Annotated in this window: 28 protein-coding genes and 2 pseudogenes; 12 read left to right on the top strand and 18 right to left on the bottom strand. The window is 34.3% G+C overall.

All coding sequences use genetic code 11. The features are described from left to right. Nucleotides 1-80: 80 nt before the first annotated feature. Nucleotides 81-491 carry a hypothetical protein gene (locus ACJTDF_RS01625; RefSeq protein ID WP_407965866.1) on the bottom strand — a complete coding sequence of 137 codons (411 nt, stop codon included), beginning with the start codon at nucleotides 489-491 and terminating at the stop codon, nucleotides 81-83. A gap of 219 nt (nucleotides 492-710) precedes the next feature. Between ACJTDF_RS01625 and ACJTDF_RS01620 the strand changes: the two are divergent. Then, a pseudogene (locus ACJTDF_RS01620) lies at nucleotides 711-1,190 on the top strand (type IV secretory system conjugative DNA transfer family protein); the annotation flags it as partial. On the opposite strand, the gene ACJTDF_RS01615 reads toward ACJTDF_RS01620, so the two are convergent. The 5 genes from ACJTDF_RS01615 to ACJTDF_RS01595 all read right to left on the bottom strand — a co-directional run bounded on the left by ACJTDF_RS01615 (nucleotide 1,173) and on the right by ACJTDF_RS01595 (nucleotide 6,480). Next, nucleotides 1,173-1,325: a hypothetical protein gene (locus tag ACJTDF_RS01615; RefSeq protein WP_407966250.1), complete on the bottom strand. Its 153-nt coding sequence runs from the start codon at nucleotides 1,323-1,325 to the stop codon at nucleotides 1,173-1,175. The pseudogene ACJTDF_RS01620 and the gene ACJTDF_RS01615 overlap by 18 nt on opposite strands. Nucleotides 1,326-1,390: 65 nt before the next feature. Further along, nucleotides 1,391-3,808 (bottom strand): zincin-like metallopeptidase domain-containing protein, encoded by a 2,418-nt coding sequence (locus ACJTDF_RS01610; protein WP_407965865.1) that lies wholly within the window; start codon nucleotides 3,806-3,808, stop codon nucleotides 1,391-1,393. Beyond that, complete coding sequence (locus tag ACJTDF_RS01605) at nucleotides 3,805-4,020, bottom strand: conjugal transfer protein TraD (protein WP_407965864.1); 216 nt, start codon at nucleotides 4,018-4,020, stop codon at nucleotides 3,805-3,807. Before ACJTDF_RS01605 ends, ACJTDF_RS01610 begins: the two co-directional genes overlap by 4 nt. A gap of 13 nt (nucleotides 4,021-4,033) precedes the next feature. Then, nucleotides 4,034-4,549 (bottom strand): conjugative transfer signal peptidase TraF, encoded by a 516-nt coding sequence (gene traF, locus ACJTDF_RS01600; protein WP_407965863.1) that lies wholly within the window; start codon nucleotides 4,547-4,549, stop codon nucleotides 4,034-4,036. Beyond that, entirely contained in the window at nucleotides 4,546-6,480 is a 1,935-nt protein-coding gene (locus tag ACJTDF_RS01595; RefSeq protein ID WP_407965862.1) for a type IV secretory system conjugative DNA transfer family protein, read from the bottom strand. Before ACJTDF_RS01595 ends, traF begins: the two co-directional genes overlap by 4 nt. Nucleotides 6,481-6,669: 189 nt before the next feature. On the opposite strand from ACJTDF_RS01595, the gene ACJTDF_RS01590 reads away from it, so the two are divergent. After that, on the top strand, nucleotides 6,670-6,969 hold the full coding sequence (locus tag ACJTDF_RS01590; protein WP_375642672.1) for a BrnT family toxin: 300 nt from the start codon (nucleotides 6,670-6,672) through the stop codon (nucleotides 6,967-6,969). After that, complete coding sequence (locus ACJTDF_RS01585) at nucleotides 6,956-7,228, top strand: CopG family antitoxin (RefSeq protein ID WP_249678022.1); 273 nt, start codon at nucleotides 6,956-6,958, stop codon at nucleotides 7,226-7,228. The genes ACJTDF_RS01590 and ACJTDF_RS01585 overlap by 14 nt, the downstream gene beginning before the upstream one ends. Before the next feature lie 186 nt (nucleotides 7,229-7,414). Here the strand turns inward: ACJTDF_RS01585 and ACJTDF_RS01580 are convergent, their stop codons facing one another. The 9 genes from ACJTDF_RS01580 to ACJTDF_RS01540 all read right to left on the bottom strand — a co-directional run bounded on the left by ACJTDF_RS01580 (nucleotide 7,415) and on the right by ACJTDF_RS01540 (nucleotide 14,087). Further along, nucleotides 7,415-7,732, bottom strand: coding sequence for a hypothetical protein (locus ACJTDF_RS01580; protein ID WP_407965861.1), 318 nt, complete (start codon nucleotides 7,730-7,732; stop codon nucleotides 7,415-7,417). Further along, nucleotides 7,729-8,421, bottom strand: a complete 693-nt coding sequence (locus ACJTDF_RS01575; protein WP_407965860.1) for an AAA family ATPase — start codon at nucleotides 8,419-8,421, stop codon at nucleotides 7,729-7,731. The genes ACJTDF_RS01580 and ACJTDF_RS01575 overlap by 4 nt, the downstream gene beginning before the upstream one ends. 184 nt (nucleotides 8,422-8,605) lie before the next feature. Beyond that, nucleotides 8,606-9,616: a TrbI/VirB10 family protein gene (locus ACJTDF_RS01570; protein ID WP_407965859.1), complete on the bottom strand. Its 1,011-nt coding sequence runs from the start codon at nucleotides 9,614-9,616 to the stop codon at nucleotides 8,606-8,608. Further along, nucleotides 9,610-9,819 carry a hypothetical protein gene (locus ACJTDF_RS01565; RefSeq protein WP_407965858.1) on the bottom strand — a complete coding sequence of 70 codons (210 nt, stop codon included), beginning with the start codon at nucleotides 9,817-9,819 and terminating at the stop codon, nucleotides 9,610-9,612. The genes ACJTDF_RS01570 and ACJTDF_RS01565 overlap by 7 nt, the downstream gene beginning before the upstream one ends. Continuing rightward, nucleotides 9,819-10,283 (bottom strand): hypothetical protein, encoded by a 465-nt coding sequence (locus ACJTDF_RS01560; RefSeq protein ID WP_407965857.1) that lies wholly within the window; start codon nucleotides 10,281-10,283, stop codon nucleotides 9,819-9,821. Before ACJTDF_RS01560 ends, ACJTDF_RS01565 begins: the two co-directional genes overlap by 1 nt. Beyond that, nucleotides 10,284-11,180, bottom strand: a complete 897-nt coding sequence (trbG, locus tag ACJTDF_RS01555; protein WP_407965856.1) for a P-type conjugative transfer protein TrbG — start codon at nucleotides 11,178-11,180, stop codon at nucleotides 10,284-10,286. Nucleotides 11,181-11,224: 44 nt separating this feature from the next. Beyond that, on the bottom strand, nucleotides 11,225-11,902 hold the full coding sequence (locus tag ACJTDF_RS01550; protein ID WP_407965855.1) for a VirB8/TrbF family protein: 678 nt from the start codon (nucleotides 11,900-11,902) through the stop codon (nucleotides 11,225-11,227). A gap of 128 nt (nucleotides 11,903-12,030) precedes the next feature. Next, on the bottom strand, nucleotides 12,031-13,950 hold the full coding sequence (gene traI, locus ACJTDF_RS01545) for a TraI/MobA(P) family conjugative relaxase (protein WP_407965854.1): 1,920 nt from the start codon (nucleotides 13,948-13,950) through the stop codon (nucleotides 12,031-12,033). Continuing rightward, nucleotides 13,947-14,087 (bottom strand): hypothetical protein, encoded by a 141-nt coding sequence (locus tag ACJTDF_RS01540; RefSeq protein ID WP_407965853.1) that lies wholly within the window; start codon nucleotides 14,085-14,087, stop codon nucleotides 13,947-13,949. Before ACJTDF_RS01540 ends, traI begins: the two co-directional genes overlap by 4 nt. Nucleotides 14,088-14,218: 131 nt before the next feature. On the opposite strand from ACJTDF_RS01540, the gene ACJTDF_RS01535 reads away from it, so the two are divergent. The 3 genes from ACJTDF_RS01535 to ACJTDF_RS01525 are packed head-to-tail and all read left to right on the top strand — an operon-like array spanning nucleotide 14,219 to nucleotide 15,453. Then, the gene (locus ACJTDF_RS01535) at nucleotides 14,219-14,497 is read left to right on the top strand and encodes a TraK family protein (RefSeq protein WP_236829056.1); all 279 of its coding nucleotides are present in this window, start codon (nucleotides 14,219-14,221) and stop codon (nucleotides 14,495-14,497) included. A 10-nt stretch (nucleotides 14,498-14,507) separates the two neighbouring features. Next, the gene (locus ACJTDF_RS01530) at nucleotides 14,508-15,233 is read left to right on the top strand and encodes a conjugal transfer protein TraL (protein WP_407965852.1); all 726 of its coding nucleotides are present in this window, start codon (nucleotides 14,508-14,510) and stop codon (nucleotides 15,231-15,233) included. A gap of 1 nt (nucleotide 15,234) precedes the next feature. Then, nucleotides 15,235-15,453 carry a hypothetical protein gene (locus ACJTDF_RS01525; protein WP_407965851.1) on the top strand — a complete coding sequence of 73 codons (219 nt, stop codon included), beginning with the start codon at nucleotides 15,235-15,237 and terminating at the stop codon, nucleotides 15,451-15,453. Nucleotides 15,454-15,778: 325 nt separating this feature from the next. Here the strand turns inward: ACJTDF_RS01525 and ACJTDF_RS01520 are convergent, their stop codons facing one another. The 3 genes from ACJTDF_RS01520 to ACJTDF_RS01510 form a co-directional block, all read right to left on the bottom strand. Then, complete coding sequence (locus ACJTDF_RS01520; RefSeq protein ID WP_407965850.1) at nucleotides 15,779-16,246, bottom strand: hypothetical protein; 468 nt, start codon at nucleotides 16,244-16,246, stop codon at nucleotides 15,779-15,781. Nucleotides 16,247-16,328: 82 nt separating this feature from the next. Further along, nucleotides 16,329-16,634 (bottom strand): hypothetical protein, encoded by a 306-nt coding sequence (locus ACJTDF_RS01515; protein ID WP_407965849.1) that lies wholly within the window; start codon nucleotides 16,632-16,634, stop codon nucleotides 16,329-16,331. A gap of 69 nt (nucleotides 16,635-16,703) precedes the next feature. Further along, nucleotides 16,704-17,345: a recombinase family protein gene (locus tag ACJTDF_RS01510; RefSeq protein ID WP_407965848.1), complete on the bottom strand. Its 642-nt coding sequence runs from the start codon at nucleotides 17,343-17,345 to the stop codon at nucleotides 16,704-16,706. A 160-nt stretch (nucleotides 17,346-17,505) separates the two neighbouring features. On the opposite strand from ACJTDF_RS01510, the gene ACJTDF_RS01505 reads away from it, so the two are divergent. From ACJTDF_RS01505 to ACJTDF_RS01480, 6 genes and pseudogenes are all read left to right on the top strand, one after another. After that, nucleotides 17,506-17,820 (top strand): type II toxin-antitoxin system HigB family toxin, encoded by a 315-nt coding sequence (locus ACJTDF_RS01505; protein ID WP_078688293.1) that lies wholly within the window; start codon nucleotides 17,506-17,508, stop codon nucleotides 17,818-17,820. Then, nucleotides 17,817-18,173 (top strand): type II toxin-antitoxin system HigA family antitoxin, encoded by a 357-nt coding sequence (locus ACJTDF_RS01500; RefSeq protein WP_407965847.1) that lies wholly within the window; start codon nucleotides 17,817-17,819, stop codon nucleotides 18,171-18,173. The genes ACJTDF_RS01505 and ACJTDF_RS01500 overlap by 4 nt, the downstream gene beginning before the upstream one ends. Before the next feature lie 397 nt (nucleotides 18,174-18,570). Then, on the top strand, nucleotides 18,571-18,750 hold the full coding sequence (locus ACJTDF_RS01495; RefSeq protein ID WP_249677919.1) for an antitoxin: 180 nt from the start codon (nucleotides 18,571-18,573) through the stop codon (nucleotides 18,748-18,750). An 11-nt stretch (nucleotides 18,751-18,761) separates the two neighbouring features. Continuing rightward, a complete protein-coding gene (locus ACJTDF_RS01490) occupies nucleotides 18,762-19,049 on the top strand; it encodes a type II toxin-antitoxin system RelE/ParE family toxin (protein ID WP_407965846.1) in 288 nt (95 codons plus the stop codon). 77 nt (nucleotides 19,050-19,126) lie between these two features. Continuing rightward, a pseudogene (locus ACJTDF_RS01485) lies at nucleotides 19,127-19,309 on the top strand (hypothetical protein); the annotation flags it as partial. Between the two features lie 323 nt (nucleotides 19,310-19,632). After that, complete coding sequence (locus ACJTDF_RS01480; protein WP_407965845.1) at nucleotides 19,633-19,935, top strand: hypothetical protein; 303 nt, start codon at nucleotides 19,633-19,635, stop codon at nucleotides 19,933-19,935. The last annotated feature ends 3 nt before the right edge of the window (nucleotides 19,936-19,938 follow it).

The raw sequence follows: 19,938 nt of genomic DNA, 5'->3' as shown, positions 1-19,938 counted from the left end.
TTTTAATATGAGATCTATAATTTTAGGAAATGCTACCTTCTAAAGAAAGATCTGAATTTTCAGAATCTATCACTTAGTTTTCAATAGAAAACGCTACGGCTTTCGGTATTGAAAATTAAATCGCACGCTAGAACGTCTTTGTGCTCTTCTTCAAACGGTTTTTGACCATCCAATAAATGCCCCATCGCGCCAGAAAGTGTATAATGCAGAAGAGCTTGATGAATTTCTTTATCTTGAACTGTCGTGACAAAATTACCTAATGAACGCATATGCTTAAGCGTCTGCTTTATTTGCTGCATTGCACGACAAATTTCCATCTTTTGCTTTGGTATTGAGGAACGCCCTGTCTGAAGTTCGTAACAAATTGCAACCCATTCTTGAGCCCAGAGATTATCAGCCTCCCTATCAACATCCGCTAGAGGCATAAAAGCACTTAAACTACCATCACTTTCTCCAATATCATAGTGGCGGCCACTTACAGCATGACACAAAGTAAATAATGAACGACCTTTATCAAAAACTTGTTATATACGCCGGAAGATCTTGCCATTCTTATCTGCTGCTTTTGACCAATAACGACATGATTGCGCAAGTAAAAAAAGCAAGAAGGATTAATTTTCCTGCACCGCTTGGTCCAAAAATAAGAGTGTGCCCAACATCATCAACATGCAAATTAAGATGAAAAGGGGCAATCTGGTATTCGAAGAGTAACGGCTTCCCCTACAGATTCAAATTTGAAAAGTTCAAAAAAAATGATCTTCGGGGGAGCTCAGTGGATGAACATGAAACGCCTTGAAGATGTTTTTCCAAGCGATGGGGAAATAGTTATCGGGGAAAGGTATAGAGTTGATGAAGATATTGTCAAAGATGTATCCTTCAACCCACAAGATAAAACAACATGGGGAAAAGGAGGAAGTCATCCATTATTAACATATAAACTTGATTTTGATTCAACTCATATGCTCTTTTTTGCTGGTTCAGGAGGATATAAAACAACAAGCAATGTTATTCCAACTTGCCTTAAATATAGCGGTCCAATTGTTGTTTTTGATCCATCAACAGAAATAGCTCCAATTGTAAAAGAAAGACGGCAGCGCATCAACAAAAGGACCGTATATGTTCTTGATCCTCATGGAAAATCAACAAAAACTTTTAATCCTTTAGATTGGTTATTAGATGAAACTATCCCATACCGTCTGAGTGTCATTAGCATTAGCAGCTGCATCTGATTCAGCAAGATAAATAATTTCTTGATCTGCTCCTTGCGCTCGCAATTCCTCACGTTCAGCATCAGTCATATAACTTTTTGGCATTTTCTTTTTCATCAAAATCTCCTCACCATTATTTGGTATATAAATTTAAACAATATAAAATTTCATTTTCTACTTACTTAAAGCTCCATTTCTTGACTATTTTTTGCTCTATATGGAATTGCACTTGGCTTTTGAGATAACCTTTGTTCTTTGTCTTGCGAAAGACGAGATCTAACAGAAGAAATCCTCGTTTTATCATTAGAATTAATATTTCGACTATTAAGAGTTACTGCTCTTTGACGAAGTTGATTAGCAGCATAACGCTCATCATTAATATAGCGATCATCAAGTGAAGTAGTGGGATCATCAACAGCATATTGATCTTGAATATTAGCAAGCGTTTGAAATCGTTCAATAGTAATTCTTGCTTCTATTTCAGCTACTCTCATTTTTGATAAAAAATCTTTTTTGGCTTTTTTATTACCATGCACTCTTTTGTAATCATCCCAATCAGAAAAATCTCGTTCTTCTTCCTGAAACTCAGGATAAATCACTCCTCCACCAATATCTAACGCTGCACTATAAGCTGCTGTAATGCCAACATTCGTAGATTTTTTGCCATGAGAAAGAAATTTATCTTGTGAAGCATGATCATTATCTGCAATAAATAAAATCATACGATCTGGATATTGATCGCGCATCACTTTAGCTACATTTCTTAAATTTCCAGCGTCAAAAGCAGCTACAACAGGCATATGAATCATCTCTGCTACAGCAGAAGCTGTAGCATATCCTTCTGCAATAAAAATAGGTTTTTCTAAATCATCATTAAGAGCAGACATTCCACCACTCTCAGCCCCTACAATCGTAAAACTCTCATGCTTTTTGCCATCTTTCATAAAAGACTTAAAAGTAGGATTAACTATTTGCAGGGTTGTTAAATTGTTTTCTTTATCTCGTAATGGAATAATTAAATCGCCAACTAAAAATGTTCTAATATTAGGATGACTTTGCTTTATTTTCTTGGCCTCCTCAGGGGATTTCGCAACTCTCACACCTTGCTCCTTAAGATCATCTGGAAAATCCTCGGGAACTTCTCTTAAATCGTCTGTTTTCATAATGCCCTTAAGTTTGCAATAAGCATTATCTGGAGTTGCTCTTTTACTATTTTCCCATATACGTGAAGCAAATATCGCAGCATTTTTTTGTTTTTCAGCAATTTCTTTTTCTAAAATTTCTCTCCGTTCCTGAATTTCAATGGCCAATTTCTTTTTTTCTTCTACAGAAAGAGAGGAAACAATTTGCTTAGGTTTCCAATAAAATTTTTCGCCAGTGCGAAAATTTTGGATATATCCTCCTCCTGAAGGAGAGGAATAACCAACATAAGCCCCACTTTTTTGACTTTTTTTATCATTTTTAACAGAGACTCTATGCAATTTTCCATCCATAAGTGGATCATCAACAAGTAAACCTGCCGAGTAGAGTGCCTCTTTAAATTGTTGTTCAATTGATAAAATTGAGTTTGAGTGTGCATGCTCAAAAGAAAAACGGGAAAGACCTATTTCAGCTAAATTTGTACCAGCAGGAACATACCGAGATTTAGCTTCTTTATCCCATTGAGCACCAGCATTTTTAGCCTCTTCCTTTTGCGAATAAGGAACATTCAAGTAAATTTTCTTCTGATTATCCGGTCCATGTTTATGCCTTACTGGTAGCAATGACTCTTTTTCAACATCGACAACTTTGACAGTTTCTAATTCCATGATGAAAGTTTTAATTTTTTCAGCAGCATAAGAAGCTCTAAAAATTTCTTTTGGATCTTTTTGCATAATCTCAATCCATGAAGAAACATAGGAAGAGTGAGGTGCCGGATCATAACCTACATTAAACTGTTCACCGATCATAAGAGAAGCAATAGATGCCCGAAGTTTTTCCTTAGCATATCCAGAAGAACCAAAAGGATATATTATATCACGATTAAGTCTTGAGGGGTGGCCCGTCCAGTGTCCAATTTCATGTAATGCAGCAGCATAAAAATTATCCATTGAAATAAACTGATGTTTTTCTGGTAAATAAATAGTATCAACGTCACCACCACGATAAAAAGAACGGTTTCTAGTTCCTATATCAATTTTTGCGCCTGACGCTGCTAAAAGTGCTTCTATTCGTGCATACCTTGTTTTTTCTGAAGGAAGAGGATGTAATTCTAAGGGTGGGAGTCCATCAATTTGTTCAGCATTAAAAACTTTTCCGAAAAAAATACAGAATTGATCGACTGTCTCGCTCCGTTTCCAATAAAGAATGTTTGTAGCCTGCATTCCTTTTTTAATTTTACAGTCCATTTCATTCGCTTGCTTATATGTAAGCCAACGAGGGTCGGTATATTCTTGACTTAAAAGCCAAAGACTATTGACTCCCTTATAGATATCACCGGTTTTTGCATTATAAGGCATCTTCATACATCCTGGAGAGAATGATTGTTGCCATGGTGCTCTTCCTTGTTGAAGTTGCATAATTAAGCGATCTGTTACTGTTTTTTCATACTCAGAAATCATGCCTCATCCTCTGCATCTAAAAACATATCAATATTCGATATATCTGTAACATTGGATTCCCAAGCCTCTTCTTCTGAGAGAGCAGTTTCTTCAAAAACACCATAGCTTTCTGCTTCTTCTCGGCTTAATACAACTTGGACTCCAGGTACATAAATATCATTCATATTCCTAGAATAGACAGGACTTACTTTTATTGTTGTTTTTTTTGTCATAAAAATCTCTCTTTCAAAAAATTAAAATAGGTTCTGCTGAACCTATAATGTTGACTATTGGAACCGCTCCAAAATAACGGCTATCAAAACTGACAGGATCAAAACTTGAAATAAACCAAGCATATCCCTCTTGCACTTGGTATTCTCCCTTGGGGAAAGAGGATAATCCCTCTTTTTCTTGGCTATTTTTTAATAAGCTCCCATTAACACTCACACCTTTTTCCGTTATATGCACCACATCACCAGCAACAGCCACTAAAGGTTTTAAAAAAGGAATAGAACCACTAGGACAAACACCAGAGTGAAGATAACCTTTGTCAACAAACATCTTGACAAGAGGCACATCTGGAGGACAGACTTCCATAAACCTCCCCTTTTTCAAATCTTTTTGAAAATAATTAACCTTCCAAAGTCCTCTAGGCGCAGAATGTGAATAGTTAACTCTAAACCCTTGTGAAAGAGCAAAAAGGATACAGCAAGCACTTGCAAGAAAACACAAAGTAAAGCCAACAACAAATTGCTTAATCAAAAAACAAATCCTTCCTTGTCTTTTTTTACTTCATTTCTCTGATGTAAATAATCCGTAACAGGGGGAGGAATCTTTGAAGCGCTTGAAAAAAATGGATCCAAAAAATAAAGAATCTGAGTGCCTCTAATCACGCTATTCCCAGCAACAAAAATAAGTATTTCACCTGGCTCAATAATATTTCCTGAATGATCTTTTTTAGCACCCGGCAAGCGCATAATTTCATCAGGAGTCATTAAAGAACGACGTGTTTCTTCATAAGAGGTTGAAACTTGCTCAAGCGCCATACCAAAACGTTTTCCAGAAGTGGAAATTTTTTCCCTAACAATGGTTGTCTCCCCTGCCATTTTGCTCATCCACTCCGCTGTTTCAACCTTATTAGGGGCATAAGCAATGCGAATATGACAATTAGAAATGATGCTTTCATTCGTTGTGTAAATCTTGTAAAGCTGCTGTACATCTTGGGTAATAATGTAAGCTTTCAGTCCATATCCAGCAATATAAGCAAGGGCTTTTTCAAACACTTCCAACTTACCCAAAATTGGGAACTCATCAAGCATCAAAAGTAACCGATGTTTATGAATTGTCTTTGATCTTCCATCATCGAATTCCATTCGATCTGAAAGAGAGAGAACCATTTGTGTTAAAAGTAATCGTGCCAATGGCTTCATACGATCTAAATTACGGGGTGTAGTAATAAAATACAGGGATACAGGATCTTCTGAATCCATCAAATCGCTGACGTAAAAGTCGCAATATTTTGTATTCTCCCCCACAATGGGATCTCTATAAAGAGATAAAGCATTATTGGCCGTTGAAATAATTGATCCTAATTCACGTGCTGGTGTTCCAGCCATACGCCGACCAACACCATTAATAACAAGTTTTGCTTCCTGATCAGCTTGTTTGAAAAGAGGATTTTCACTTTTTATCTCAAGAGATTCCATTTCACGGAATAAAGAAGAAAGTGCTTTAGGATCCCCATCATAATCAAAATTATCATCGCCTTGAAGAACAGTTGAAAAATCTCCTACCCCCGTTAGCATGTGGGCACAATCTTGCAAACAAGGTAAGCGGCCAATCTCTTCTGATTTGTAAAGAGCATGAAGAATAAGACCATTTAAGAGTTCAAAAGCTGCAGATCTAAAATGATCTCCAGCAATCCCTTTACCATCATCATCAATAACCATTAACGCTATATTTTGAGTATCGGCCACCTGATGACGAGTTCTAAAGCGAATTTCTCCTAACGGATTCCATGAGCATCCAACATCTGGTTCTGCTGGATCAAATCTTAAAATCTTATTCCCAGCATATTGTTTCCGCCATCCTGCTGTCATAGCGTAATTCTCACCTTTTGCATCAAGAACAAAAAGACTATGCGGCCAACTCAAAAGAGTAGGAACCACAAGACCAACACCTTTTCCAGAACGCGTAGGCGCTAAAGCTATAATATGCTCGGGACCATCATGACGTAAATAATGTAAAACACCTGTTTTATGATCTTTAAATGCTCCACAATAAACACCCCGCCCTTTTTGCTTCTTTCGAGGCAGAAGACCCGTCTCTTGAACTTCATTAAAAGTCGCAAAATGCGCTGTCCCATGAAGATCGTTTGTACTTTTATTACTTCTTGACCAAAAACCTGCCCAAAGAGAAAAACCTGCAAGACCAATCAAAATGCCAATACAGAATAAAACAAATGTCAAGTTACATTGATGAGGTGCATAATCATAAAATTTAAAAATCCAAAAAAACCAAGAAAAAGATAAATAAAATCTAAAAAAATGAGAACCAAGAGAAGGATTATAATGAAAAACATGTGCTAAATACTGTGTACAACACTGATTAAGAGCAACAAAATATAAAGAAAATAAAAATACAAATATTAGCCGAGAAGCGCTTTTTGATGCGTGTGTAGACTGGCCCCCCAATTTTCCATCCCCATAAAATTCCAGTATTTACTGTACAATTCTATATACTAAAAATACAAACAAACCAAGTATAAAAACTACACTCCTTGCCGTTATCGTTTCACGCGGATGCATGAGCGCTCCTGTTCAAACAAATTAATATTTAATTATTTTATTGTATTTGTGGATACATTTTAATATACATTCGTTATGACAATAAATATCAAAATTCATGGCATAAATTGGGATGAAGGTAATTGGCCCAAATGTGCTAAACATGGAGTTTCTAAAAAAGAAATTGAGTATTTATTCACCGAACCTGGAAATCTCGTCATAAAGAACGACCCAAACGTTAAAGAAGAACGTTTCAGAGCCATTGGAAGAACCTATAATGAACGATATATTTTTTTAGTTTTTACCTTAAGAACAATAAAGAACGAACTATTTGTACGCCCTATTAGCGCTCGTTATATGCACCAAAAGGAGATTGATTTTTATGAAAACCTCTAAATTAAAACAAATGCCCGTTTTTAAGACAGATGAAGAAGCAGAAAACTTTGTTGATACTGCTGATCTTACAGATTATGACTTAACTGGTTTTAAGCCTGTTCATTTTGAATTCTTACCTAAAGAAGCGTCTATCAACATTCGATTGCCTCAAGCGCTTATGAAGGCTTTAAAGGAAAAAGCTAAAAATCAAGCTATTCCTTACACACGCTATGTTAGGCATCTGATTGAACAAGATTTACGAAAAAGTAATCGTGGTTAGTCTATCCTTTATAGAAAATAACAGAAAAGATAAAGCATGAACAATAATCATTATATGTATCGTGTTTTATGGTCACCAAAAGATATTATTTTACCTGCGTGGCAAGGTCATCCAATGGCAATTCTTCCTTTAAGATAAACAATTAAATATTTACTAAATATTTTGTACGTAAATAGTAAATAATTACTATTTATTATGCGCACAATTATTATTTACATAAACTTGAATGAGACGATTAAGAAAATCACCACCATCCTCATTAAGTTCATCAGCTAAAGACCAAAAGCTATCCTTTACTGCAGGTTCAAGCGCAAGTGTTAATCTCGCTGTTTTTAGACTACGTCGTCTACGTCCACTACCTTGTTTTATTTCTATGCTATGACGCGTTGTAAAACCATTTTCTTTGCTTATCGCATCTAAGCTTTGTTTGTTTATTTTTTGCGCTTTTGTGAATGGTTTTAAATTTTCAAAATTTGGCAACGAAATTTCCGCCCTTTTTGTCATGCTACTTGATCCTTTAATAAATTTTCACTATCCAATATTTGTATAACAGCATTAGCAAAAATCATTGCATTTTCTTGTGCTGCCTTAAGATTAGTTACATCAGAGGACGATAAATTAAAAAGTGATCCCCCTATCTGAAAAAGAGCGCTGTAAGCTCCTCTTTCAGTTAATGAAGCAGGTAAAACAGGAATATTAGCTTTTTCTAACGTTTTTTCTATATGTTGTGCTTCGCGACTATTCAAAGTATTTGTCATTGAAAAGACAATACGAAAGGGTATTTTTCTTTTTAAAAATTGACTCTGTTGTTCTATTAAAGCAATGATCTTACCTATTTGATCTCCATCAAGTTGCTTTTTTCTCATAGGAACTAAAACAAGATCAGCTCTTCCTATAGCAAAAGCAGCTGCAAGATTAGCAGAACCTTCAAGATCAACAATCACAAATGGAAATTTCTCTACAGCTTCATCAATGCATGAAATAATATTCTGTTCTGTAATATCTCCAGAAACTTCTATGTTATCTGGCATAATATCCATAGACCTTTTCATCCACATTACAAGTGGTTGATTTGGATCCGCATCAATCAATTTTACTTTAGATCCAGCTTTTGCAAAAACATTAGCTAACACTAATGCCATTGTTGATTTTCCAACGCCACCTTTTGTTGAACACATAGTAATGACTGGCATAAGATGTTCCTTATTCAATGAATAAACACTAAATAATTAACATATATTTATTACTTATTTATTAAATATTACGTATTTTGTACGTAAATAATAAATATTTATTGTTTATCTTAAAGGAAGAATTGCCATTGGATGACCTTGCCACGCAGGTAAAATAATATCTTTTGTGACCATAACACTAAAATTATAACCAGGACGGATAGTGATCGTTGGCTGAATATTGAGGTTTTTTACGGGTCATTTCAATACCAACCTCGCCCCATTGCCTACCAAGTTCTGCTGCTAATGTTTCTTTTGCTGTTTCTATTGTACTGTCATCACTCCCTATCTTATGTGTTTTTTGAGACATTTGTGAAGCTCCTGAAATAACAGAAAGCATGAGAGCGTTTCCAAAAACTTTTAAATAATGATTATTCACTTTATCCTTAAATCCTGCATAACCAGATTGATCAGATCCTGGCATATTTCCAAGTGATAATGAAGAGCCATCCGGATAAATAACTCTTGACCAAGCAATCAGTACGCGTTTTTGACCGGTAGATACTCGGCTATCATATGTTCCAATAAGCCTTGACCCCACAGGAATTAAAACATTTTGACCAGTAGCTGAATCATAAACGCTTTCTCTTACTTGCGCTATAATTTGTCCTGGCAAATCGCTATTCACACCACTTATCATAACGCCAGGAATAATAGTTCCAGCCTTAATTTCAAGGCTAGCTTGAATAGCTTCTTGCCTTGTATTTTTTAAATAAACTTCTGCTTCTGGGGATTGCGACAAAAAAGCAATTTTTTGCGCTTGCATGTTGGGATCAACTCCATCGTTTCCTGTATATGATGGTGAATTTTTCTCTGCCCCATATCTATTAAATAAACTTTCAGAAATTTTTGTTTGAGAATTATTATTTTGAGTTTTAGAAGCAAGTGTTGGCTTTGTATTCAATGTAAAGGAAATTGCAGAATCAGCTTCTAAAGCAGCTTCCATTTTAGTTAAACGTCGTTCTGTAAGATGTATTAAGAATCTTTTTTGCGCTTCTTCTGTTTCATTAACAACTTTATCAGATGTTTTCTGTTCTGAAGAATTGTCAACTAATTTTGATGTTTCTATAGGCTCTAATAATGGAGGATCCGGTAATTTTGCTTGAACATAATCATTGCTTTGTGGACGAATGGGTAAGGGTGTTTCATCTACCAATAAGATTTTTTATCCTCCACAATGACGGCGTTTGCCTTTTGGCGCAGTATAAAAGTATAAGTGATACCAATAAGTGCAAAAACAATAACTCCTATAGCACCTATCCATGGCATATTGTTAAGACGACGAATTTGTCGTCCATCCGATTTTGAAGTAAAAAAATTGGGAGAGTTTTCAGAAGAAAAGTCTATCTTTTCTTTCATTATTTCTCTCCGTCATTTACACGTGTTAAAAAAGCTGATGATGACACAATATCTCCCGCTAATGAACGAACATAATAACGTGTTACTTCCGTTAAACCATATCGAGCAACTAATATTATACCGTCATCCATTGACATCACTTTATAAGATAAAGTCATACCAGTGTTTTTAGATTTTTCTAATTGATCATTATAAATGACACCGTAACCATTTTGCTGTAAAATACTGATAAGCAGAGGAGTAAATTGATCCTGTGTGTTATTTAACTTTATAATAAATGTTGTTGATGCTGGTGGTAAGGGATCTTTAAGATAACTAACAAGATCATTAGCAATAAATTGAATATCTTTTTCCGTAATATTTTGATCAATATAATTTACTAACGATGTTTGTTTACTATGAATCCCCATCGTAGAACAACCAGCGACAAATACAAAGGAGAGGAATAAGAGATATTTAGACATTTAAATCCCCTTTGTAATTGTTACTCTTTGTTGTTGACTTCCTACACCGGAAATAAGGGCAACTTTGGTAATAACCGTATCAACAACATATCGATTGCCAATAATGCGGTAGTTGATTAGTTTTTCACTTGGTTTTCTAAAAAGACGACCATCGTTACCAATAGCAATTAAAGCAGGTGCTTCACCTCTAATTCCATCACCAGGCAATTCAATGTAGGTTTTTAAACCATCTGTATAAACCCGTTTTGGATACCATTTAATTTTTGGATCACTTATTTTTGGATCACTTATAGTAATACGAAAGTTGAAATCAAGTGCGGCCATATTTTGCCCTGTTGGCAATGTAGTACGGTGTTTATCTGTTGCTGCCTTATAAGCAGCCCAATCTTGATCTGTATCATCTGGATAAGAAAAAGAGAGAACAGGAATTGATGAATTTTGAGTACTAGCAAGTTTAATCATATAAGTCCGTCTATCTGTTGTGATAAAGAGATTTGTCGTCAGACCAGCATCTGTGGGCTTCACAACAACATAAGTTGTTTCTGTAGCTCCTGTTCGACTTATGCTGGGACTAATTTTCCATCGAGCTGTATCCCCTGCATGAAGACTATTGATGGTTTCACCAGCTTGTAACTGAATAGTACATATTTCTAAAGGCGTGCAAACAAGCGTAGGAAGAGTTGCCCCATACAGATATTTAACACTCCCATCACTAGAACGAATAGGCTTTGTTGGATTATTTTTCCATTGATTAGCAAGTTTAAGTCCTAAAGCTTCTTTTTCTGTAAGAGGGATTTTTTGTGGTGAAATAACACTAACATTAGATAATAAATCACTGGCTATTGCTGTCGATGTTACGAATGCAATTATTGTTACTATAATACATTTTTTTAACATAAAATCCCCGCTACATTGTTTTATTGCTATTTATTTTACATTTGCTAGAGTCTCGGCGTCCAAGCGAATTGTTTAACGAATAATCCAATTGGATTAGACATCATCTGTTGCTCAGTTTTAGGAGTTGCTAAAATAACTGTAGCTGTAGCTTGCCAGAGTTTTGTTTCATTAACAGCACCAGTTCGTGCTCTTGTCGTTTCGGTCCACTCGATTTGCCAAGTATCATTAGAAATAGCAATAACTGCATTCACTTGAACTTCGACTGTTTCATTAGCAGAACGAGAATAAGGATCATTTTGTTGATGATATTCAACAAGCATTCGATAAGCCGGTGATTGTGGCAAAGTCATTGAATATGTCTGGTTAATAAGATCTTGTTCCGCTCTCATATCTACATAGACAGTGCGTGCGCCAATTAACCAATTTCTCAATGCTGCTCGTATGTGCGTTTCATTGGGTTTTGATGCAATATTTGCTTTTGCAAAATGTGCTACTTCACCAACTGAATTGGTTTGTATGATATAAGGAACAACAGTTTGTTCATTTGCTTTCCAAATGAAAGCTCCTACCGACATACCTGTCACAATAATCATTCCAAAAGTTGCAAGACGCCAATTATTGGCAGCTTGAATATAGTCACCATACCTTTCCATCCACTCCTTACGTGCTGAAATATAAGGATTTAATGACTTTTCTTTTTCATGATTTTTTGTTTTCTTCACGTATGCCCCCCTAACAACGCAATATAATTTTTATTATGAATCATTTTTATCTGAATGGGAAGATGACAATATGTTTTTCCTCACTGAAAATTTTATAAAGCAACAGATTTACTTATAAAGAAGTATATTTAGATTTCTATTTCTTTGTTTGAGAGTTTTTGATAGCCATCTTTTGTAACTTTAATTTTTTCACCTATCTTCCAATATTGAGCTTGTATAAAAGCTCTTTTTGAGGCTTCTTTTATAAAAATTACCTTTTTAGCATTAATAGGCTCAAAAAGGAGAACACTTCTTTCTTCAATCCTCCTGCGCCCAACATATTTTAAAATATCTTCTTCTCCATTCCACATGACGTGTAGAAGATTTTTAGCATATTGATTACGCTTATTAAGCCATATCTTAATAGGATCATCAATATTGCTTTCACGAGACTTTTCTACCTTTTCTTTAAGTATATTAAGACGTGGATCAGAAAATATAGCATTTATACCATGAATACCTGCCAATTGAGCAACTTCTGTTTTAAATTTTTCGGTTCCGTTGAGGACAAGAGGTTGATCTTTAAATTTTTCAATGGCAATATTTAATGCTATATAAGCAGATCCTGTAGTAAATTTTTGCGCGTGAATTTTCTCCCCAGCATCAACAACAACGCCACCATCAACACTTTTGTACACAATGTTTCCGTTTTTAATAAAATGAGAAGTTAAGTTTTTATGTAAAAAATTTCCCGTCTTTTGAGCAGTTTTTGCCGTCAGCAAATTATTTGATAAAGAAGCACAACGCTCATTCATTGAGCACAGCACATCTACAGCATCTCTATTTCCAGAATTTGCTTGCTGATGAAGCCAATCACGCCAAGTTGGAAATCTAGTTTCCATTAGTCTTCTCTTAATTATTGCCTGCCTTTCTCTTAATTCTTTTTGACGAAGCTTTTTTTGCAGTTTTAATGCATTGCGTACTACAGCACGAAAATTTTTAGGAGCTAATCTCAGTAAAAAAGATTGTTGTTTGTACCAAACGGAAAGTTGATGATAGAAAAAAACTTTTTGCGCGTATAACTTTTTATATTGTTTTTGCCTTTCTAAATCACTGGCCTTTTTTTGTTTTTCATACCTAGAATATAAAAGAGCTTTAGTTTGATTATTTTTCCCATTAAAGAAAGGTGTATATTGTTTTTGCACATTTAGCGTCATACTCTGATAGGAGCCTAATTTTTTCTCAAGAGCAGATAAAGAAAGAGTTCTATTACAGCTACTTGCCTTAACCCATAAATCAAGATTGGTTGCTCCTATAACTAATCCGTTGCCTCTTTTTTTAAGAACGAGACCATGTTTTGCAAAATCTTTATGAAGTGCTGGCCAGTCCGAATAATGAAATTCTTTAATAATATTTCCGACATAAGTCGCGAGAGATTGCGTCCCTGTCTTATCTTCAAAATTCTTTATTTTTGACCGTTTTTTATTGTCATCATTTTTATCTTTGGAATATTGTTCTATTTCATGATCAAAACTGTGAGGAGTATTAATCAATCCATATTCTTGTTCAATTTGACGACACATTTTCATCAATGTACGTTTGTCAAAAAAAGGCTCATGATTACGAAAATTTTCAGGATTGATTTTATTAATAGCAATATGAACATGTAAATTATCTGTATCTTGATGAATTGCTGAAATTCGCTGATGCTTATTGTAACCTAAAGCGAGACAAAATTTGTCTTCAATCTCATAAAGTATTTCTCTTTCTGGTCTTTCTCCTATGGGAAAAGATAGAACCAAATGATATGTTTTATCTGCTTTTGATCTTTTATTTTGATGTTGAGTTTTTAAAATAAATTCAGTAGCCATAACAGGATCATCTGTATAACAATTTGTAACTCTTATCGCTGCTACTTTCTCACTATGTTGCGCATCTTTATCAATAATATAATCACATGTAAGTTTCCAATTCCTTGGCAAAACACCTCCATCGATATCCATAATATAGCGAGCTAAACGCGCCATATTTGATGTGGCTTTTTCTCTTTCAATACGTTTAGCAATCATAAAGAAGAGATTTTTTCAAAAATCTGTTTTTGAAGTTGACGAAAATCGCCCATCATTTGATTTATATCGCTTGGAACACCGCCTTTCCCATTATTTGTAACTAACCATAATTTCAATAAACCAGCTACTCGACCCAAATCACCTTGCCATACTTTTAAAATTAAAATTTTAAAAGTCTTTATAAAAACCAATATTAATATTTATTTTTTGGAAAAATTTAGTAAGATTTGGAAAGTTATTATAAGTTTTGGAAAAATTTGGAAAATAAATGAAACAAAAAAAAGAGTGGGGGAAAATGCGTGTGGTTTTTTTAGCCAACAAAGATTTAATCCTAAGCCTTATTGAAAAAGGGTATTCATTAAAAGAAATTTTAAGAAAAAATCCAACTTTAAATATATCTTATGATGCTTTAGCGTCGTATGTTCGAAAATATTTTAAAACTAAACCTGCAGCAATAATAACCCAAACCTCTCTCCCTATTTCTGTTGATCCTATTAAAAAAAATCAATGCCGCATGTATTTGAACACAACACAAACAAAAAACTAGAGGACATGATATGAGTAACATTCATATGACCTTACAAGGGAAAGGTGGTGTAGGGAAATCCTTTGTAGCCAGTCTTATGATGCAGTATCTCTTAGAAAGAAAAGTAGAAGTTAAAGGGATTGACACAGATCCAGTCAACCAAACTTTTGCAAGCTACAAAAACTTTAATGTAACGCATCTAAAACTTCTTGACCAAAGTGTAGTAATTCCACGTAATTTTGATACTCTTATGGAAGAACTACTTAATTCTAAATGCCAATATGTTATCGATAATGGAGCTACAACATTTTTACCTTTAGCCTATTATTTGAAAGAAAATGAAGCTTTTGATATGTTGGCTACTGCTAAAAAAAATGTAATCATTCATACAATTATTACAGGTGGTCAAGCATTGGGAGATACCCTCACTGGGTTATTTTCTATCTGTACACAAATTCCCCCCACAGCTAATATTGTTGTTTGGAAAAATGAATTTTTTGGTCCTATTGTCGCAAATGGAAAAAGTTTTGAAGAAATGAAAATATTTCAAGAAACGAAAGATAGAATCTCTGCGGTCATTACAATTCCACAGCAAACATCTAGTACTTTTGGTGAAGATATCAAAACAATGCTCGATAAAAAATTAACTTTTAATGAAATCACTGATTCAAACGAATTCAGCATCATGACTAAAAGCCGTTTAGCGCGTGTTAAAAACATGCTATTTGAACAAATATCTATTATTCCAGGAATTTAAAATGTCAATTGATATTGATGCCATTCGGCAAAAAGTAGCTAAAGAATTTAATCAATTGATTCCTCCAAATGATCCAATTCTTATGACCGTCCTTTTATCCGACACAGTTTTAAAAGCAGCTTTAAAAACACTTCATGAGCAACAAAGTATGATGATAAATCATATTCTAATAGCTCGTAATGCTATGGTAGAAGAGGAAAAAAAACGGCAGGAAAGTTAATAACTGAAGCGGCTACATACATAAAAAAAGAAATAAATGAAGAAATAAATAAAAATCTAAATTCTATTTCTAACCAAATACAATCATATGAAAAAAAATTATTTAAATTATCCAACAGTGAATTGAATATAAATAAAAATCTTAAAAGTTTTACAAAAGAAATAAAGCTTTATACAATATTTATTGGTGCTAGTTTATTTGCAAACATTTTATGTTTTTTTGCTATTTTAATTCACTATTACTTACCTTAAACTTTATCTTGTCTATGTTACTCTCTATAGTTGATAGTGCTAACGAAAACATCGTATCTGTTCTTTTTGGCTTCTTAAAGTGAATGACCTTTATCGTGTGAAAGATCTATACCAATAGCTTTGGCTTGCATTTTTTCGTAAAGTTTGCGCATCACTTTCATATTATCTCTTCGTACATCAATAATCGATTTTTCAGCTGATGTTAAACGAGATTTATCGAGATTTCCTAATCGTGTATAATGCGACGCCATAGCTTGGCGTGCCTCATCATAAGGTAAACCACCTTTACGATTTTTTGGTAAACTATAAGCCTCATTTATCGCCTTATATCGCATAGGATCACTAACAAGCTCCACATGCTTCTTAATAACATCTAATTCAGTTAATGCTGTTCTAAGACTAGCAAACATAGCTTTACTATTGGCATATCGAAATAAATCATTTTTTATGACTTTGTGTTCTGTATCAAGAAGTAACGATAAGTCACCACTACGACCAACATCACAAATATGATTATGCAAATCATTTCGTACATTACACAATTGCTTACTTACCAATGATTCATCAAGAATTTTTACATAGTTATTTTCACGAAAAAAAATCCGTTCTAACTTTTTAAACTTATCAGAAATGATGGCCTCCTATCGTCACACCTTTGTCTAACCAGTCTGGACCATATTCTTTATCCGCTTCTTTGGTGGAAAATCCCATATCGCGAATAAATTGTGCACCACATTGATGCTTAATAAATAAGAGTGTGTGAGCTGGAGGTTCAGTCATGGCCAACCATTCCCACGCGGTTTTGTCATCACCAACACGATCAGCTGCTTCTGATTCAGCGGTATAAATACCATCCTGAGGTAGTCCACCTGCTCTTAATTTTTCACGTTCAGCATCGGTCATATAACTTTTGGGTAATTTCTTTTGCATAGTAAAAGCCTCCTTATAGAGAAGATATAAAATAATTAATCTAAAAATTAAAAATGGACAACTGAATATTCATGACAGTTTGTCGGTAAAATCCTCAATATCCATTTGATATTTATTATCAATAAATGTTGGTTTTCTTTTTATTTTATCTTGTTTCATTCCATTTATTTGTTTTTTTAATCTGAAATAAGTAGCATGTGATATCCCTGTGTTTTCCTTAACAATTTTAGATGATACTCCTTGCTTAATCAGTGCAAACGCTATCTCTCTCTTTGGATGAGGTTTTCGACCAAATTTTATACCTGCTGCCATTGCAGCAACTCTTCCATCATTGGTTCGCTCTAAAATACGTGCACGTTCGGCTTCTGCTACAGCAGCCAAAATCTGAATAATCATTTTTCCCATGGTACCTTCGGTACTCAAACCATTTTCCAAAAAACGTATGGCAATCCCTTTTTTATAACAGGCATCAACAATATGAATCATGTCTGCAGTATTACGGCCAAGCCTATCCATTTTTGTACAAATGATTGTATCATCTTTCTCGGCACGGTTGAGAAGCCGTTGTAAGCCTTCTCGTTTATCTGTAGCTCCTGTCATCATATCAGTAAAAATACGATCGTCCCGTACCCCAACCTTTTTAAGTTCAGCTACCTGCAATTCTAATTTCTGATGATTAGTTGATACTCTCGCATAACCTAAAAGTGCCATTTTAGTCTCATAAATCGTTTTTGATACAGAATTAGTATCATAATATAAAACAATGATTTATGATACATCTTTTTGCTTCTTTTTGAAAAATATCAAATATTATAATATTTGACTTAGTACCAAAATGGTACTATAATTAATAAAAATCAGGATACAATCTATGAAAATTGTTAAAATCTCTACACTTCAAACTTTTTGTGTTCAATATCCTGATGCTGAACAACCATTAAAAGCATGGATAGATGAAGCTAAAAATGCACAATGGCGTTCTCCTCATGACATTAAAAAGAAGTATAAAAATGCAAGCATATTAAAAAATAATCGTGTTGTTTTTAATATTAGAGGTAATGACTATCGTTTAATTGTTTCAATCTTTTATCCAGCAGGTTGGCTTTATATAAAATTTATAGGAACGCATAAACAGTATGATGCTATTGATGCTAATACTGTGGAACTAAAGGAACTTAAGAAATGAATATCAAACCTATCCGCACTGAAACGGATTACCAAGAAGCTTTAGAAATTGTGTCTGCTATGTTTGACAATCAACCTAAAGAGAATACTCCAGAATTTGATCAAATGGAGGTTCTTGTGCTGTTAATTGAAGCGTATGAAGCAGAACACTATCCTGTTTATCCTCCTCATCCTATTGAGGCTATTAAATTTAGAATGGAACAAATGAACTTAAGTGCTAAAGATCTCGTTCCTGCAATTGGTCATTTAAATCGCGTTTATGAAATCTTGAGTGGAAAAAGAAAACTAACACTGCGCATGATTAAAAATTTGCACCAACAGTTTAATATCCCATTGGAAAGTCTAATAGCTTAACTTAATTATTTTCTTATGGAAACTGGCGTGTAATAGTTCGCTTTAACGATATGGATGTTGAATTAATTAATTATCTAGACTATCACTAAAAAGGAGTGCTTAACAATGATGAAAAATCCTCCACACCGTTCTATCAAACTCTCTGGACCGCTCACCAAAATCATGAATGAAAGGTGAGATCCTTAATGCAAAAACACTTTGAAAACATAATGCGGTAAAGAACACGTAAAAGAGACGTTTCCAGAACTTATTAAACTGTTAAACACATCAGGATTTAGTTTAGATGCTGAATAACTTACATATTACCAAAAAGTTCAATATTTTCAATTGCTTGATGTTGACAACATAATCAATAGTAACTATTATTATTTATGATAAATATAAAGGAAATACCGCTATGAAGACTGCTCTTTCTCCATTAGTTTCAGAGTTTGATACAATTGAGCAAGAACTGAGTTATACGGACTGGTTGCGTAACAAGGTAGAAAATAGTCTTTCTAATCCGCATCCTGTTATTCCGCATGATGAGGTTATGGCTGAAATGGAAGCGGTAATAGACCAGTTTGTTGCTAAATAGAAAAAGTTATAATGTTACCAATTGTTTGGTTAGATTCAGCTCGTAGCGATTTACGTCAAATTTTAACTTATATTGCACGTGAAAATCCATCTGCTGCACAACGAATGAAGAAACTGCTAGAAGCGTCTGTGCTGCCTTTATCTGAGCATCCATACTTGTATCAAAAAAGTGAAAGGGTGTTAGGTTTAAGAGAAATTGTAGCTCATCCAAATTATCTTATACTATATCGAGTAGCTGTAAACCAAGTTGAGATTGTTACTGTAGTACATGCTCGGCGTGAATTTCCTGTTTTTCTTTGATTTTTTATCTCCTTAAAGGAAAAGATTTTAAAATATATTTGTACAACGTCTTCTGAAAAAATCGAAGCAGAAGCAGGGAATGGTTGGCAATGGTGGAACTACCAGCTTATTCGCTATTAGGTCTTAAAAAATCGCATGGAGCACAATTTATTCGTGATATGGGTTTCCCTACCAAGGATGCTGATGAAGAATATGGTCCAGGCTGGTTAGATAAAGACATTATTATAGGTGGACAATATTATAGGTGGACAATATTATAGGTGGACAATATTTCTGATAAATTACAAAAGCTTTTCTTCCGGCAAAATATATATGTGTAAGATCTTGAGAAGACACTAACATCAAATAAAATAAATAATAAATATTTATTATTTACGTACAAAATATTTAGTGAATATTTAAAGAGTATTTAAATATTAAAATTGTTATCTTTTGTGCCATAAAAGTTTGTTTTTTTAAGTTAGAATGGATGTTCATTATACATCAACGGCAGATTTCTACAAAGAAGCTATAGGTATTTTTTATTGCTCAGATTCAATCATTATATTAAGATGCTTCTCTCTATCATGGTAAGGAGTTTTCTATGAAAAAAATGCCAAAAAGTTATATGACCGATGCTGAGCGTGAGGAATTACGTGCAGGCGGGCTTTCTCAAAATAGTATTTATATGGTTGAAGCAGAAGCAGCAGAAAAAGCTAATGATAATACAGCAACATGGCAGTGGTTGGCGATGGCTGAATATCCGGCGCATGCTCTTTTACATCTTAAACATCAACGTGGAGCACAATTTATTCGTGATATGGGATTTTCTACCAAGAGCGCAGATGAAGAATATGGCCCAGACTGGTTAGATAAAGGCGTTGTGATAGGGGGGCATCATTTCTGATAA

The organism is Bartonella bennetti, assembly GCF_045945445.1.
Taxonomy (GTDB): domain Bacteria; phylum Pseudomonadota; class Alphaproteobacteria; order Rhizobiales; family Rhizobiaceae; genus Bartonella.
The sequence above is the reverse complement of the archived record's forward strand: the minus strand, read 5'-3'. Positions and strand labels throughout refer to the sequence as shown.